The 14,846-nt window shown below is 54.9% G+C and carries 13 protein-coding genes; 7 read left to right on the forward strand and 6 right to left on the reverse strand.

The features are described from left to right. The first annotated feature begins 156 nt into the window (after positions 1–156). Positions 157–2,889: a tetratricopeptide repeat protein gene (locus H6G53_RS12765; RefSeq protein ID WP_190533468.1), complete on the forward strand. Its 2,733-nt coding sequence runs from the start codon at positions 157–159 to the stop codon at positions 2,887–2,889. Positions 2,890–2,925: 36 nt separating this feature from the next. On the opposite strand, the gene H6G53_RS12770 is transcribed toward H6G53_RS12765, so the two are convergent. Then, entirely contained in the window at positions 2,926–3,315 is a 390-nt protein-coding gene (locus H6G53_RS12770; RefSeq protein WP_190533471.1) for a hypothetical protein, read from the reverse strand. A gap of 108 nt (positions 3,316–3,423) precedes the next feature. On the opposite strand from H6G53_RS12770, the gene glyA reads away from it, so the two are divergent. From glyA to H6G53_RS12790, 4 genes are all read left to right on the forward strand, one after another. Further along, the gene (gene glyA, locus H6G53_RS12775) at positions 3,424–4,707 is read left to right on the forward strand and encodes a serine hydroxymethyltransferase (protein WP_190533473.1); all 1,284 of its coding nucleotides are present in this window, start codon (positions 3,424–3,426) and stop codon (positions 4,705–4,707) included. Between the two features lie 545 nt (positions 4,708–5,252). Then, positions 5,253–5,795, forward strand: a complete 543-nt coding sequence (locus H6G53_RS12780; RefSeq protein ID WP_190355420.1) for a hypothetical protein — start codon at positions 5,253–5,255, stop codon at positions 5,793–5,795. 80 nt (positions 5,796–5,875) lie between these two features. Continuing rightward, a complete protein-coding gene (locus H6G53_RS12785; RefSeq protein WP_190533476.1) occupies positions 5,876–7,789 on the forward strand; it encodes an alkaline phosphatase PhoX in 1,914 nt (637 codons plus the stop codon). A gap of 216 nt (positions 7,790–8,005) precedes the next feature. Beyond that, the gene (locus tag H6G53_RS12790; RefSeq protein WP_190355422.1) at positions 8,006–8,716 is read left to right on the forward strand and encodes a hypothetical protein; all 711 of its coding nucleotides are present in this window, start codon (positions 8,006–8,008) and stop codon (positions 8,714–8,716) included. A gap of 35 nt (positions 8,717–8,751) precedes the next feature. Here the strand turns inward: H6G53_RS12790 and H6G53_RS12795 are convergent, their stop codons facing one another. Continuing rightward, on the reverse strand, positions 8,752–9,219 hold the full coding sequence (locus H6G53_RS12795; RefSeq protein ID WP_099534218.1) for a helix-turn-helix domain-containing protein: 468 nt from the start codon (positions 9,217–9,219) through the stop codon (positions 8,752–8,754). A gap of 205 nt (positions 9,220–9,424) precedes the next feature. Then, positions 9,425–10,318 carry an ROK family protein gene (locus H6G53_RS12800; RefSeq protein WP_190533479.1) on the reverse strand — a complete coding sequence of 298 codons (894 nt, stop codon included), beginning with the start codon at positions 10,316–10,318 and terminating at the stop codon, positions 9,425–9,427. Between the two features lie 196 nt (positions 10,319–10,514). On the opposite strand from H6G53_RS12800, the gene H6G53_RS12805 reads away from it, so the two are divergent. Then, positions 10,515–10,979 carry a DUF2809 domain-containing protein gene (locus H6G53_RS12805; RefSeq protein WP_190533482.1) on the forward strand — a complete coding sequence of 155 codons (465 nt, stop codon included), beginning with the start codon at positions 10,515–10,517 and terminating at the stop codon, positions 10,977–10,979. Between the two features lie 12 nt (positions 10,980–10,991). Here the strand turns inward: H6G53_RS12805 and H6G53_RS12810 are convergent, their stop codons facing one another. The 3 genes from H6G53_RS12810 to H6G53_RS12820 form a co-directional block, all read right to left on the reverse strand. Further along, complete coding sequence (locus H6G53_RS12810) at positions 10,992–11,321, reverse strand: hypothetical protein (RefSeq protein WP_190533485.1); 330 nt, start codon at positions 11,319–11,321, stop codon at positions 10,992–10,994. A gap of 152 nt (positions 11,322–11,473) precedes the next feature. Beyond that, positions 11,474–12,337 (reverse strand): ParA family protein, encoded by an 864-nt coding sequence (locus H6G53_RS12815; protein WP_190533488.1) that lies wholly within the window; start codon positions 12,335–12,337, stop codon positions 11,474–11,476. 550 nt (positions 12,338–12,887) lie between these two features. Continuing rightward, positions 12,888–13,481, reverse strand: coding sequence for a cytochrome b/b6 domain-containing protein (locus H6G53_RS12820; RefSeq protein ID WP_099534213.1), 594 nt, complete (start codon positions 13,479–13,481; stop codon positions 12,888–12,890). A 740-nt stretch (positions 13,482–14,221) separates the two neighbouring features. Between H6G53_RS12820 and H6G53_RS12825 the strand changes: the two genes are divergently transcribed. Then, positions 14,222–14,794 carry a manganese efflux pump MntP family protein gene (locus tag H6G53_RS12825; protein WP_190533491.1) on the forward strand — a complete coding sequence of 191 codons (573 nt, stop codon included), beginning with the start codon at positions 14,222–14,224 and terminating at the stop codon, positions 14,792–14,794. Positions 14,795–14,846: the final 52 nt, after the last annotated feature.

Consider the following 14,846-nt stretch of genomic DNA (forward strand, 5'->3'; position numbering starts at 1 on the left):
GTCGAAATCCTTGAGGCGGAATGGGCCCAAACAATAACTATTTGACCGATCGAACCAGGCCAAGCGTCATCTAATCTGCAAAGGCAGGACGCTGGGCGATCGACAAGGCTATGGTGGGTTGCAGGACGATCAATCCCGTTCGGGGTGAATTGAGCTATGCGTGGACTCTGGTTGGGCGGGTTGGTGTGGCTGTTGGGCGCAATCCCCGCGATCGCCCTGCCCCAGCCGGTTCGATCGGCACAACCCGCCCAGTCGCCTACGGATTTGCCCTCCAAACCAGCGGCCGATCGGCTGTTGCAACAGGGAATTCAACAATACCGAACCGGTCAGTTTCGGGCGGCCCTTCAGTCCTGGGAAGCCGCACTACAGATTTATCGCGCCCTTCGGTCTCAGAGCGGGGAAGCATCGGCTCTCGGTAATTTGGGCAATGCCTATAATGCTTTGGGTCAATACCAACGCGCCATCGAGTATCACGAGCAGTCCCTAGCGCTCGATCGCCAACGGGGCAATCTCCAGGGAGTCGCCCAGTCAATCCATAACCTGGGCAATGCTTATCAATCCCTCGGAGACTATCAACGCGCCATTACCTATTACGAACAATCTCTGGCGATCGAGCGTCAACTGGGCAATCAATCCGGTCTGGCCGATTCCCTCGGCAGTTTGGGCAATGTCTATAACCGTTTGGGACAATATCAACGTGCCATTACCTATTACGAACAAGCCCTAGAAATTGACCGCGAGATCGGCAATCAACGAGGAATTTCTGCAACTCTGGGAAGTTTGGGATTAGCCTACCAATCCTTGGGAAGCTATCAGCGTGCCCTTGATTATTATGAGCAATCGTTAGTCCTCAATCGCCAATTGAGTGATCGCCAGGGAGAAGCGATTTCACTCGGTAGTCTTGGCACTATTTACAATCTACTGGGTCAATATCAGCGATCGATCAATTATCAAGAACAAGCCCTGGCGATTAAGCGCGAAATTGGCGATCGCAACGGAGAAGCTATTTCTCTAAGTAATCTTGGTCAAATTTACAATTCTCTCGGTCAGCAGCAACGATCGATTGATTATCAAGAACAAGCCCTGGCGATTAAGCGCGAAATTGGTGATCGCAACGGAGAAGCCATTTCTCTAAATCATTTAGGCAATATTTATAACAATCTGGGTCAGCATCAGCAAGCGATTAATTATTACGAGCAAGCCTTAGCCATTCAGCGGGCGATCGGCGATCAAGAAAGTGAAGCCGTGGTTTTGAGCAGCTTGGGCAACAGTTACTATGACCTTGGGCAATATCAACGCGCCATTACCTATCACGAACAATCCTTAGCGATTAAACGCAAAATTGGCAACCAATCAGGAGTCGCTTACTCCCTGACTGTCCTCGGAATGGCTTACCACGCTCTTAATCAATATCAGCGTGCCATTGAATATTACGAACAGTCCTTGGCGATCGCCCGAGCCATTGGAGATCGCGAGGTGGCAGCCATGACATTCAGCAATCTTGGTTTTGCCAATTTCTATACCAATCGCTTGGCAGAATCCGCCAAAGCGTTGCAGTCCAGCTTAGATCTGTTGGAAGCAATTCAAGCTGATTTGGGCCAGAACGATCGCGATCGCACCTCACTTCTAGAAACCCAACAAAATGTTTATCAAGCTTTGCAACAAACCTTGATCGCCATGAATCAAGCGACTGAAGGGGTTGTCGTTGCCGATCGTGGTCGGGCCCGCTCCCTACTTTCCTTTTTGCAGTCTAATCCTGAATCTAAAAATTCATCTCTTACGGCTGCTGAAATGCAGTCGATCGCCCAACAGCAAAAGGGCACAATTATTCACTATTCCGCCGTTTGGGGAGAGCTATATATTTGGGTGATTCCGCCTCAGGGGGCGATCGCCTTTCGGAAAGTTCCCTTACCCGAATCCGCAAAAGGTCTGGGTCAAACGGCTGAAGCTTTGCGAAACAGTGCGGTTACCCTGCGATTAATCAGTATGCGGGGCAATGATCAAGGCCTGAGTGATCTTGCGAATCAATTACGAGGAACGGGCAACGAACGGATTACTGAAAATCCCACAGATTTACGACAAGGCTATGACCTGTTGATCAAGCCGATCGCTGATTTATTACCCACAGAAACGGGCAGCAAATTGATCATCATTCCCCATCGTGAATTGGCGGTGGTTCCCTTTGCGGCCCTGCGGGATGAGTCGGGCAAATTTTTGATCGATCGCCACACTCTGGCCTTTGCGCCTTCGGTGTCGGTGTTGGCGGAAGCGGCCCGCCGTCCCCAAACCAGCAACGGCCCGGCACTGGTTGTGGGAAATCCCAATCCGATGCCGGACAATTTGAACCCGTTGCAGGGCGCAGAGGCGGAGGCCCGGGCGATCGCCCAAATCCTGAATGCCACGCCTTTAATTGGGGCCCAAGCCACCGAATCGCAGGTGAAAGAACGGATCGATCGCGCGGGTCTGCTGCATTTTGCGACCCATGGGGTTGTGCCCAGAACGGTTGATGGCGGGTTGGAAAGTTGGTTGGCTCTGGTTCCCGGCGGCAATGAGGACGGGCGATTGACGATCGCGGAAATTTTCGATCGCAACTTGCAAGCGCGGCTAGCGGTGCTGAGTGCTTGCGACACGGGCCGAGGAACCGTCAGCGGTGAAGGGGTGATCGGTTTGGCACGGGCGTTTCTCAAGGCCGGTGTGCCGACGGTGGTGGCGAGTCTCTGGAAAGTGCCGGACGAACCCACGGCGCTGATGATGCAAGCGTTCTATGCAGAGCGAGCAGCGGGCAGTGATCCGGCGGTGGCGTTGCGATCGGCCATGTTGCAGGTGCGGGAGCAATATCCCGGGCCCCAAAACTGGGCGGCCTTCGTGGCGATCGGGGATACGAACTAACCCTGAATCATGGCTGCATCATTGCTGCCAAATCAGTCATGACTGATGATCCTGATCAAGGTGAGTGCTTAATTTGGAACGAGGCTCACCATAACCTTCTAGGTAGGCGGGATTTGTTGATAGGTCTTCAGGCCCATCAACAACACCCACAAATGGTTGAAAAGCATCCCAAGCTGATTGCGTTTCTGATGATTGGGCTTGAGCCGATCGCCTGCCCAACGATCGCACCAGTTGCCAGATCAACATCAGCCGATCGCGCCAGGACAGTTGTTCGGCTTGCTCACTTAAAGATTTCCACGTCACCATGATCGATCGCCCCCCGTCTGGGCTGATGAAACTGCTGATTGCATTTTTGATTCCATTATGGATCGATCGCCCCGCCGTCCAATCGGCCGTATGATGATTGGCTTGGGGTGTTTTCGCCACAGTTAGCTGATCGCGCTCGCAACCCGAAACCCGAGCCAGATCGATCGCGCGACCCTCACTCGCCCCAGCCCTTTCAACCCCCACGCAACAAGCAAGGAAACTGACATCGTGACTCGCACGAACCTGGATTTTTTGGCCGAATCCGATCCCCTCGTGGCCGAAATTATCGGTCTCGAGTTACAGCGCCAGCGCGACCACCTGGAACTGATTGCCAGCGAAAACTTCACCTCGGCGGCGGTGATGGCGGCCCAAGGCTCGGTGCTGACCAACAAATATGCAGAAGGCCTGCCCGCCAAGCGCTACTACGGCGGCTGTGAATTCGTCGATCGGGTGGAGCAGTTGGCGATCGATCGCGTTAAGGAACTGTTCGGCGCGGCTTGGGCCAACGTGCAACCCCACTCGGGCGCGCAAGCCAACTTCGCCGTGTTCCTGACCCTGCTGCAACCGGGCGACACGATCATGGGCATGGACTTGTCCCATGGTGGCCACTTGACCCACGGTTCGCCGGTAAATGTGTCCGGTAAGTGGTTCAACGTGGTGCAGTACGGCGTGAGTCCCGAGACCGAGCAACTGGACTTTGACCTGATCCGCAAGCTGGCGATCGAACACAAGCCCAAGCTGATTATTTGTGGCTATTCCGCCTATCCTCGGACGATCGACTTTGCCCAATTCCGGGCGATCGCCGACGAAGTGGGCGCATACCTGATGGCGGACATCGCCCACATCGCCGGGTTGGTGGCCGCTGGCCTGCATCCCAACCCCCTACCCTACTGCGATGTGGTGACCACCACCACCCACAAGACCCTGCGCGGCCCTCGCGGTGGCTTGATCCTGTGCCGCGATGAGGAGTTGGGCAAGAAGTTTGATAAGTCGGTGTTCCCCGGCAGCCAAGGCGGCCCCCTGGAGCATGTGATTGCTGCCAAGGCCGTAGCCTTTGGGGAAGCCCTGCGCCCGGACTTCAAGACCTACGCTGCCCAGGTGATTACCAATGCCCAGGCTATGGGTGCTCAGTTGCAGGCGCGTGGTCTGAAGCTGGTGTCTGGCGGCACGGATAACCACTTAGTGCTGGTGGATCTGCGCTCGATCGAGATGACCGGCAAGGAAGCCGATCGCCTATTGGGTGAAATCAACATCACCGCCAACAAGAACACCGTGCCCTTCGATCCCCAATCGCCCTTTGTGACCAGCGGCATCCGGTTGGGTTCGCCGGCCATGACCACGCGCGGCATGGGTGCGGCGGAATTCACGGAAATCGGTGACATCATCGCCGAGCGGTTGATCAACGCGGCCGATGCGTCAGTTGAAGATGCCTGCCGCGATCGGGTGGCAGCCCTGTGCGATCGCTTCCCGCTCTATCCCCATCTGCGGGTGGCGCTGCCAGCCCTGGCTTAGAAGCTGTCGGGCAGCACTTGCCAAGCACCAGCAGTTGAGGGGGCAAGGGGTCTGAGAGCCTTGTCCTTGCTGATTGGTTGAGCAAGTCGCGTATCAATCTTAGTTTTTTTAAAAGGGGCAAGGCCAAAGGTCTGCCCTTTTTTCTTGGAAATTTTTTTGGGGGGGGTTAATTGAATATCTGTAAATCCGTAGATTTTAAAAATTCTAACTTTCTAAGCTTTTAGTTCTTGATTTTTCCTTAACAGCTTGGTAACTGCTAAAAATTTTCTAAAAGATTGAAAAATGCAAGATCTCAAAATGAGTTGATTTTGGTTTTTTTCAAAAAGACAATTTAAAGAATTAAGGTTTCTTAAGGGCAAAAGATCCCAAAAGTTAATCAAAATCCAGTTTCCACTTAACCCTGTCTTTACTGAATAAACCTAGCGTAAAGAGCGTCTATGGCTCTTTGCGGAAGCCGACATGGTGGATGTTGGTTTCTTGGCAAATGGGTCTCGTGCGTCGCTGAATTTATGAGCTTGGCTAGGTTTGCATTGGCCTCAGTTTGCATGGCTGTTCTGAATCCCGTCGCGATCGGGCCTTGGAACTTTGGGAGCGGACTGACTTTGATTGATCAGCCGGCCCTGGCCAACCCCCCCAACCTAACTCTCGAATTGCCGATTTATACCCTGACCGAACAGCGCGATTTAGTGGCCCAAGCCGAACGGATGGCCCAAGCGGCGATCGCGCGGGAATTTCAGCAAAAACCGGCCCTTTCGATGGTTCAGGTTGTGGTGTTGGGCAATCGCCATGGAAATTTAGTGCCCATTTTGACGGTGAGTGTTACCCGATCGCAGTGGCAACAAAACCCACGGGTCAGCGCCTGGACGCAATATTATGCGTCCGGTCGCTTGCTGCAACGGCCGGATCCTCAGCCAGCGGAGCCGCCTGATTCTGTGGTGGCGGCGCAACCGGCTAACCCAACGCAGTCGGGGCAACCGGAAACGGGCCCTCGGGGTGTGGGTGGTCGCGGCGCAACCATTGATCAGGCTTGGGATACGGGTCAAATGACGCGATCGCAAGCTCAGGACTATCTCAGCGACCTCGATTAGGACAGCGGCGAAGACAGCGGCCTCAGCCCCTTCATCAGCCTGTTTCCACCACTCGCATCGCCAGGACTAGGAGAAGACCCGTGATTCACGACAACGGCATCAGCAATCGATCGAACAACCGCCCCTTTGAAGACATTTTGCGCGCCCGCTTGTCCCGCCGAAACCTCTTGGCCCGCAGCGCCATGTTGGGAGCCAGCGGCTTTTTAGCGGCCCTGGCTGGCGACAAACTGCTGGCCCAAGGAGCCGCAGCGGCCACGGGAGCTAACCCCGAAGCCGGTCTGGCCGGTGGGGAATTGTTGGCCCAAGCGCGGAAATTGGTGGACTTCCCGATCGTCCCTGCTGCGGCAGGCTCGGGCCCGGTGCCGGCCATCTCCTCCGCCTATGAGTACGACATTCTGATTCCTTGGGGCAGTCCCTTGCAGGGCCCCGGCCAAGGCCCCAACTACAATGGGGATCCCAACCGTCGCCCCAGCTCGGCCGAACAGGCCCAGCAAATCGGTATTGGCCACGATGGGATGTGGTATTTCCCGTTGGATCAAGGCAATGACAATGGGATGTTGGCCATTAACCACGAGTACGGAACCAACAGCCACGTCATTGGCAAAAACTTGCCCACCAGCCTGGAAGATGTGCGGGTTTCACAGCACGCCCATGGGGTTTCGGTGGTGGAAATTCGGCGGGTACGGGGAGCCAAGTGGCAAGCAGTGCCCAGCCCCCGATCGCGCCGGATCCATGTGAACACCCCCGTCACCTTCAGCGGCCCCGCTGCCAACAGCCCCCTGCTGCGCACCGCTGCCGGTAACCCGCCCTTGGGAACCCTGAACAACTGCGCCAACGGTAAAACCCCTTGGGGCACTTACCTGACCTGCGAAGAAAACTTCAACGGCTACTTTGGCGACAGCACCTACAACGCCCAAACCAAAACGGGCACTTGGAAAACGACCAACGCCCAAAAGCGTTACGGCTTTGCGGCGGCTGGTGCTGGTTATGGCTGGGAACTGTTTGATAAGCGTTTTGACCTGGCCAGCGCTGAACATGCCAATGAAGAAAACCGCTTCGGTTGGGTAGTGGAAATTGACCCCATGAACCCCAACCAAACCCCCGTCAAGCGCACCGCCTTGGGTCGGATTAAGCATGAAGGGGCTGAAGTGGTGGAAGGTCGCGGCGGCCGGATTGTGGTCTACATGGGCGACGACGAGCGCTTTGACTACATCTACAAGTTCGTTTCGGCGGACAACTGGCGATCGATGCGGGCCCGTGGGGTCAGCCCCTTGGACGAAGGCAAGCTCTATGTGGCCAAGTTCAATGACAACGGCACGGGCAGTTGGCTGGAGCTAAACATCAGCAACCCGGCCCTGCGCGGCAAATTCAGCGATCAGGCGGAAGTGTTGACCTATGCCCGGTTGGCGGCGGATGCCCTGGGAGCAACGCCGATGGATCGCCCCGAGTGGATTACGGCTGCGGCGAATGGGCGGGTTTATTGCACCCTGACCAACAACACCCAGCGCAAAGACACGCAGGTGAATGCGGCGAATCCCTTGGGCCCCAACCCCGATGGCCACATCATCAGTTGGCGCGACAGCGATGATTACACGGGCACTAGCTTCACTTGGGATATTTTCATCCTGGCGAAGGATACCCACGGCAACGGCGATGAGCGCACGTTCAGCAGTCCCGATGGTCTGTGGGCGGATCCCGATGGCCGTCTGTTCATTGAAACCGATGGTGCTCAGAAGAAGGGCCTGAATGATCAGTTGTTGGTGGCCAACCTGGAAACGGGTGATATTCGCCGCCTGTTGACGGGGGTTACGGACTGTGAGGTGACGGGCATTACGGTTACGCCCGATCGCCGCACGATGTTTGTGAATCTGCAACACCCTGGGGATGGGAACCCGGCGAAGACCAATTTCCCAGCGCCCCAAGGTAGCGGTCGGATTCCTCGCGATTGCACGCTGGTGATTCGCAAGAAGGACGGCGGCATCATTGGTTCGTAGGCTGGTGAATTCGTCAGTTTCTAGGTTCCAATTGGATTCTTAGGTGTAGGGGGCGATCGATTCCCGATCGCCCTCTGTCATTGCAACCCACCACGAGACGTTCAAGACCATAAAACAAGCTGTTGATGAACCCTCACAGCGCGATCGCACCGGAAATTACCAGGCGATCGCGCTGTTGTTATGCTGGGCGATGGCGCTTGTTTTTGAGGTTGGTTCATGGCCGATCCCGCATCTTTTGGTGTTTCTCAGGTTGTTCCTCAGGTTTGTCTCGATCGCTTCAATGAGGCAGCCCGGTTGGCCGGCGAAGGAGACATTGCCAGCGCCCTTGCCCAATATGAAGCGGTGTTTGCAGACCTGGGCAACCAACCTTCAGGGGTGGTGACCGGACCATTTTTGGCGCTGGTGGAACTGCGCAAGGCCTATTGCCTAATGAGCCTGCGGAACTATGCAGCGGCTCAGGCAATTTTCCAATCACTTGATCGGGGTATGGCCGGGCAGTTGGAAACGGCGGAAATTTTTGATTTCTATCTGGCCTATGGCAATACGTTGGGGCATTTGTCTTTGCTGGAGGAAGCGATCGATCGCTTTGCCCATGCCATGAACGTGGCCACGGAGTATTTACGGGATGCCGAGCGATTTCGCACGGTTTGGTATTGGGTTTTGTATTGGGAAAAATATCACGGCGCTTGGGAGGCGCTGGATGAGCATTGCGCCGATGTGAATGGTTTTGGGCTAGAAAACCAGGATCCGCAATTGCAAATTATGGCGCTGGAGTTTCGGTGTTATGCCGATCGGGCGTTGGGACGATTGGCGGCGGCCCGGCAAGGGGCGGAGGGAATTTTGGCTTGGAAACAGCAAACTCAGGCGGATCCTGCTGAAATTGCCCAATGGGAAGCGTTTTTAGCGTCGCTGGTTCAACCCGATTAACAACTGTTGATTAACCTCTCTGTTGGTGTTGTTCGTTAATGTTGCTTCCCGTTGGTGCGGTGGTTGCTCGGTTTCCCCTCTTGGAGTCGTTGCAAATATTCCCAACCCCGCTGGGGCCAGACCCGATCGCGCCCGGTGCGTTCGGCAATCCATTGGGCCACCTTGGGCCCCGACCAAGGGCCCCCGTCGGGAGCCGGTTGATCCAGCAATTGCGCTAATTCCTGTTGTTGCTCCGTGGTCAGGAGCGATCGAGCCGATCGATGGCGTTGGCTGGGTCGCCGGTCGATCGCATTGGGGCCCAGTTGGTTATAGCGACGAACCAACTCCTTGGCATAGTCATAGCTCAAGTCCACCACTCGGGCCGCTTGGGTAATGGTCCAGCCTTGGGCAATTAAATAGAGCAGGTGCCATCGGCGGGCCTCGGTGGCTTCCTTGGCTTGACGGTAGCGATCGCGCAGGCGATCGAGGCTGAGATGGGGGTTCAGCGTGACGCGCGGCGGCATAGGAACGACCTGGGATCGTCAATCAAGCGATCAAAAAACAGCAAATCAGGGGGCCAAGCGATTGACCTGAGCCAGCACAACCACCCTGGGCTTGCGGTGTCTAGCCAAGGCCCGGCGGTCGTATCCCCACTTTGCTCTTCTGGCTGGCAGGGTCGAATCCGGACGCTTTTGATTCACCCGACCCGATCGCCCCGATCGACGCACTCTAGAGGGCCAATCGCTGCCAAGCCAACCGGGCCGCTCCGGCCATGCCTGCCTGATTGCCCAATTCCGCCACCACAATTTGCAATCCTTCCCGGGAGGAGGGCAGCACCCGCCGGTTCACTTCCGCTTCCATGGCCGGGAAAAACCACTGGGCCCCGGCGCTGATGCCACCGCCAATCACCACGGCTTCGGGTGTGAAAATGTAGATTAGGCTGGCTAATCCGGCTCCCAAGTCTCGGCCGTAGGCGGCCCAAAAGGCGATCGCCTCTAGATCGCCCGCCGCGGCCTTGGCCGCCACCTGGTGAGGTTCCAGACCCGTGCGCCGCCGCACCGCCTGCACGGAGGTGTATTGCTCCAATGATCCTTGATTGCCGCTGTTGCAAGGGGGCCCATCGGGATTGAGGGTAATCAGACCCAATTCCCCGGCGGCTCCGGTGCGGCCCGCGAACAGTTCGCCCCCCAAAATGACGGCTCCGCCTACGCCCGTGCCCAGGGTCAACACCAGCAGGTCTTGGAATTGGCGACCGGCCCCTAACCAGGCTTCTCCTAAGCCAGCGCAGTTGGCATCGTTGGCCAAAATGGTCGATCGGCCCGTGGCCGCTTCCATCCAATCGGCTAAGGGCACATCGTGCCAGCCTTCTAGGTTGATGGCGACTCGAGCAATTCGGCCGGCCGCATCGGCGGGGCCCGGCGTGCCAATCCCGATCGCGATCGCTCCTCGATCGGGGTCGAGTTGCTGAATGGCGGCGGCGATCGCCTCCGTGACTGCTGTGGGTGTGGCCGGCTGGGGAGTATCAATCACCAACGAAGCCAAGCAATCACCCGTGGCCATATATCGTCCCAACTTGATGGCCGTGCCGCCCAAATCTACCCCGATTACCGTTGCCGAACCCATGACTCTGTACCAAAACTCCGCCGCGCTATTTTGGCATCTCGGTTAGCGGCGCGATCAGGTCAAAAGCTTGGGCAACGGTCAGCAACCCCAAAAAGGGCAGCAATCAGCCATCTTAATGCAAGATTACTAAACTAATCTTGCATTCAAGAACGCTAAATTGGGGGTCGAAACCCCATTACGTGACCCAAACCCTTCGATGGCGACTCCAACCGCTTCTAGACCCCAAAATCGTCGCCAAAATCGTTGGCTATTGGCCGGCATTCTGGGGATACTCACGGCCCTCGGGTTGGGAACCAAGCGCTATCACGGCCCCTTGGAAAGTTGGGTGCAACATCACCTGGGCGATGTGTTGGTGATGATTTTTCTGATTGGGGTGGCCCGTTGGCTGTGGCCCCGGCGATCGGCTGGGGTGCTAAGTGCTTGGGTGATGGCGATCGCGATCGGGATTGAACTACTGCAACTGTGGCATCCACCGATGTTGCAAGCGATTCGCGCCACCTTCCTAGGGCAAATTATTTTTGGCAGCTACTTCGACTGGTGGGATTTTGTCCACTACGGCCTTGGGGCCTTGCTGGGCTACGGAGGATTGCGGTGGCTCGATCGCTGGGGCCAGGAACAACCCCAAGTGGCCCCGCCCGATCTCCCCTCGATCGATCAGTGACAAGTAACGGCGCTAGCGGCGCGATCGCAGCCGGCTTTGCTGCCATTGTTGCAATCGTTCAATCCATTGCCCCCCATCTTCCTTGGCTTGGTTCAGGAGATGAACGATCGCCGCTTCCACAATCGTTTCCTTATAGGGGGCGTTGCTTTTGCCCAGGGCCAATTGCAGTTCCAAATGGAAGCGATCGAGTTCGTCCAGCACCGACTCCCGCACTTGAAAAGTAGCCCGGCGCAAACTGGCCGCTTGGCCCTTGGGTGCGGGCGGCAGCGAATCCGTCTCGGATTCCGTGGGTTGCAGATATTGCGCTAACAACTGATCGCCGGCCGTGGGTTCTGAAGACATGGTGGATTGCAGAGTTGGGGATTTGAACCGAGAAGTAGATGGGGAAAATCAGGGGAATTGATCAGATCAATCAGTCGATCAGTTGATTGGTCTATTCGTTAATCAGTCGATCAGTTGCAGCATCCATCGAGGAGATGAGTAGCAGCGATCGATCAGGTTGGATTGGTGGGTGAGGGACGATCGACCAAAACCGTCGCGATCGCTTCATAACCCTGCAACACAACCGATCGGCGTTGGCGAGCAAGTCCCGATCGCAACAATTTTCCATCGACCGTGAGCTTGGGGAAACAAGCCGATCGAGGAATGGGCGGGAACAGGGCGATCGCGCCTCGGCTGGCCAGGGCCCAATCTTGCAATCCCGCCAACACCTGATCACACCAAGGGGCCCGTCGTTCGCTCATGGTGGGCAACACCCCCACAACCCGCAAATTGGGATTGAGCTGCGATCGCACACTGGCCACCGTTTCCATCAGAGCCAACAAACTGCGCAAGGCCAAGGGTTGGCATTGTACCGGAATCAACAACCCATCCGCCGCCGCTAACGCACTCAGCGTCCAAAACCCCAGTCCCGGCGGACAGTCCAGCAACACCAGAGGGCTTTGGGTTTGGGCGGGAGAGGTTGCCAAAAATGGTTTGGGTTGTTGCTCATCAAGCTTGCCCAGCAGTGGCCAAGATTGCGCCAGGGCCTGACGCAGCCGCAACAACCCTTCGGGCGATCGAGCCAAGGCCACCGCCGCCGACTCCAAATCCAAACCACCCGGCAACAGCCATCCCCGATCGCCCGCCGCCACTAGTCGATCGCCGATCGCCCCCTGTCCTTGCAACGTTGTCGCGATCGAGGGTGAATCCGTCGCTCTCAACAGGGCCGTTAGGTGTGCTTGGGGATCCAAGTCCACCATCACCACGGGCGATTCCACAGGCGATCGAGCCGCCAACAGTTCCGCCAAACAAAGCACCGTTGTGGTTTTGCCCACGCCCCCTTTGGGATTCACGATCGCGATCGTTGTGCTTGCCACCGGTTTTGCCCACATCCCAGACCACAGGCGAATTCTACCGCTTCACTCACCATCTTGCTCGCTGGTCAACCATTCAGCCACTCAAGAATAAAAGAATTTGAATTAATGAATTCACAACGTCTCAAGAATTTCAAAATATAAATTCATAAGAACATAAACATTCAGATTGTCAACTTGTTAAAAACTCAAAAATGATTTTTGGTAAATCCATCAAAACAGACCCGTCAGAACCAGCCCCAAAACAGACCTATCCCCCCAACGGAGCCTGACCTCGCCGCCAGTTAGCCCCAAGGCACTCCAGAAACTAGAAGTTGCGATACAAAATTGCGGTCTATGCCATCCCAAACCCGACCCTTGAATCGCCCATGCCCCAAATACAAGCAGATAAGGTGTTTAGGGTCTGTCATAACAAGGGGCTTAAGCCCCTTGTCTCCCCCGATCTGCCAACGGTGGAATCAGGGTTTCAGGTAATTTGACGACAGGCCCTAGACCCTTTGTCCCTCGTTTAATACCGAATTTCTCAGCGCTTCCTCTCCTCAAAAGAAACGGCTTAACGTCGCCAAATGCCTTGAACTTGTGACCACCAAGCTTGGGGCCGATCGCTCGATCGCACCTGCCAGCTCAACATCGATCGAATCAGGGGCCAACCACCCGATCGCAACGCCGCCGCCACATGCAGCCCCAAACACAACACCATCACCACCCAAGCCGCCAAATGTACGGAATACCAAACATGGTGAAATTCCCCGGCCGGCAGCCATTCCTCCTTAATTTGTCGGCCGGAAACCACCGCCAGCCCTGCCGCCAACAACATCAACGTATTCGCCAGGCGATGGAGCGATCGCTTGGCTTGGCCCGCCTGTTGATTGCCCAGTTGTCGCAGCGCCGCGATCGAAAGCAACCGATGAGCACCCAAATAAAAGCTGTATAGCGCCAGCGGCAACAACATCACCAGGAAAAACAGACCGAATGTGCCGTGCAAGCCTTCAATGTCCGCGATCGGGGGCAACGGCAACCGTCCCCACCGGCCATCGTAAGTGTTGTAGGTCAGGGCCGCCGTCACAATCGCCCCAATCCCCAAGCTGGCACTGATGCCATGCAAAAACCGCAATAACGAAGGTTGATAGGGCTGAGCCTTGGCCATGAATTTTCCTCTCAAGTCATCCTGACTAACTGAAAAAGATTGTCGTGCAAAACCATCTCACTGGTTGAATGCCGTTCCAATAGTTTAAGGAATTCCAGAAGAAATGAGTTGTGGAATGGGCTGCGTAACGATAAAAAATCATCACTCGCTGAGAGGCAAGGTTAAGGATCAAGAGAACACCCCAATAGCATTTTGGAGCACTTGCAATCCCTCAAGAAATTACAGGAGATAGGGTTCAAAATTTTAACTTAAGATTCAAGTTTAATTCATTTTCTATTCATTATTATTTCATTTTTTAATCAATATAAATTCATCACTGCTGATCTTAAAAATTATCGCACTACTACCATAACAGGTTAAATCACGCCATAATTGCTTGAAATGCTCTGCCAGTTCATTTTCTAATCTAGTTCTCTAATTGAAATTAAGAGACATTATTAATCTGAAGAAGAAAAGCATGATTATCTTGCTCAAAATCTTTTTCTAATGGACTTAATTTTATCAGCCCACTGAAGCAAACTTGAATCAGAAAAAATGAATTAAAAATGAATTAAAAATAGACCAATAAAAATGAATTGAATATGAAACAAAGAAATCAAAAGTTTGTCTATAATGACACTGTTTCAGAACAGAGATAAAAATTTCCGATTTTATGATTGATGAATGATCTCTGATGAAGAATCAAGCATTTTTATAAACATCCCTGATACCCAACTCAACTCAATTCCCCAACAACCGCCATGGACATTTTAACGGCAGCTTCTTTAGGGCTAGGACTATCAGCAGATGCCTTCGCGGTCTCTGTTTCCAGCGGCTTATCCATGAAGTATGCTCGCTGGCACAAAGCCATCAAAATTGCTCTGTTTTTTGGTGGGTTTCAAATGTTGATGCCGATCTTGGGTTGGGGTCTGAGCCTGACCTGGCGATCGACCATTGAAGCCTACGATCAGTGGATTGCCTTCTTGTTGTTGGTGGCGATCGGGGCCAAGACCATTCGCGAAGCCCTGGGTAATGATGACGACAACCCCAGCGAGCAAGCCTGCAACCCCGCTGACACTAGAATGCTCACGGGCCTCGCGATCGCCACGAGCATCGATGCTCTGGCGGCAGGTGTGGGGCTGACGGTGGTAAACACGCCCATCTTGCAAGTGGCCGGCGTGATTGGCCTCATCACCTTTGCAGTCTGCTTGGCGGGGGTCTTTTTAGGGAAGTCCTTTGGCTGCCGACTCTACTCCCACGTGGGCAAGGTAGAGATTGTGGGCGGTGCGATTCTGATTTTGCTTGGCTTCAAAATGTTACTAACTGCGGGATGATTCGGCAAAGTGGCCATCATTATGTCAATAATTGAAATGGTATAGCAGGTAT

Source organism: Limnothrix sp. FACHB-406 (assembly GCF_014698235.1).
In the GTDB taxonomy this organism is placed as follows: domain Bacteria; phylum Cyanobacteriota; class Cyanobacteriia; order CACIAM-69d; family CACIAM-69d; genus CACIAM-69d.

Coding starts and splice junctions, on each gene's coding strand:
- H6G53_RS12795 (WP_099534218.1), bottom strand. CDS start 9,219: ATGCCGCCGCGCGTCACGCTGAACCCCCATCTCAGCCTCGATCGCCTG.
- H6G53_RS12820 (WP_099534213.1), bottom strand. CDS start 13,481: ATGGCCAAGGCTCAGCCCTATCAACCTTCGTTATTGCGGTTTTTGCAT.
- H6G53_RS12810 (WP_190533485.1), bottom strand. CDS start 11,321: ATGTCTTCAGAACCCACGGCCGGCGATCAGTTGTTAGCGCAATATCTG.
- H6G53_RS12790 (WP_190355422.1), top strand. CDS start 8,006: ATGGCCGATCCCGCATCTTTTGGTGTTTCTCAGGTTGTTCCTCAGGTT.
- H6G53_RS12765 (WP_190533468.1), top strand. CDS start 157: ATGCGTGGACTCTGGTTGGGCGGGTTGGTGTGGCTGTTGGGCGCAATC.
- H6G53_RS12825 (WP_190533491.1), top strand. CDS start 14,222: ATGGACATTTTAACGGCAGCTTCTTTAGGGCTAGGACTATCAGCAGAT.
- H6G53_RS12805 (WP_190533482.1), top strand. CDS start 10,515: ATGGCGACTCCAACCGCTTCTAGACCCCAAAATCGTCGCCAAAATCGT.
- H6G53_RS12800 (WP_190533479.1), bottom strand. CDS start 10,318: ATGGGTTCGGCAACGGTAATCGGGGTAGATTTGGGCGGCACGGCCATC.
- H6G53_RS12780 (WP_190355420.1), top strand. CDS start 5,253: ATGGCTGTTCTGAATCCCGTCGCGATCGGGCCTTGGAACTTTGGGAGC.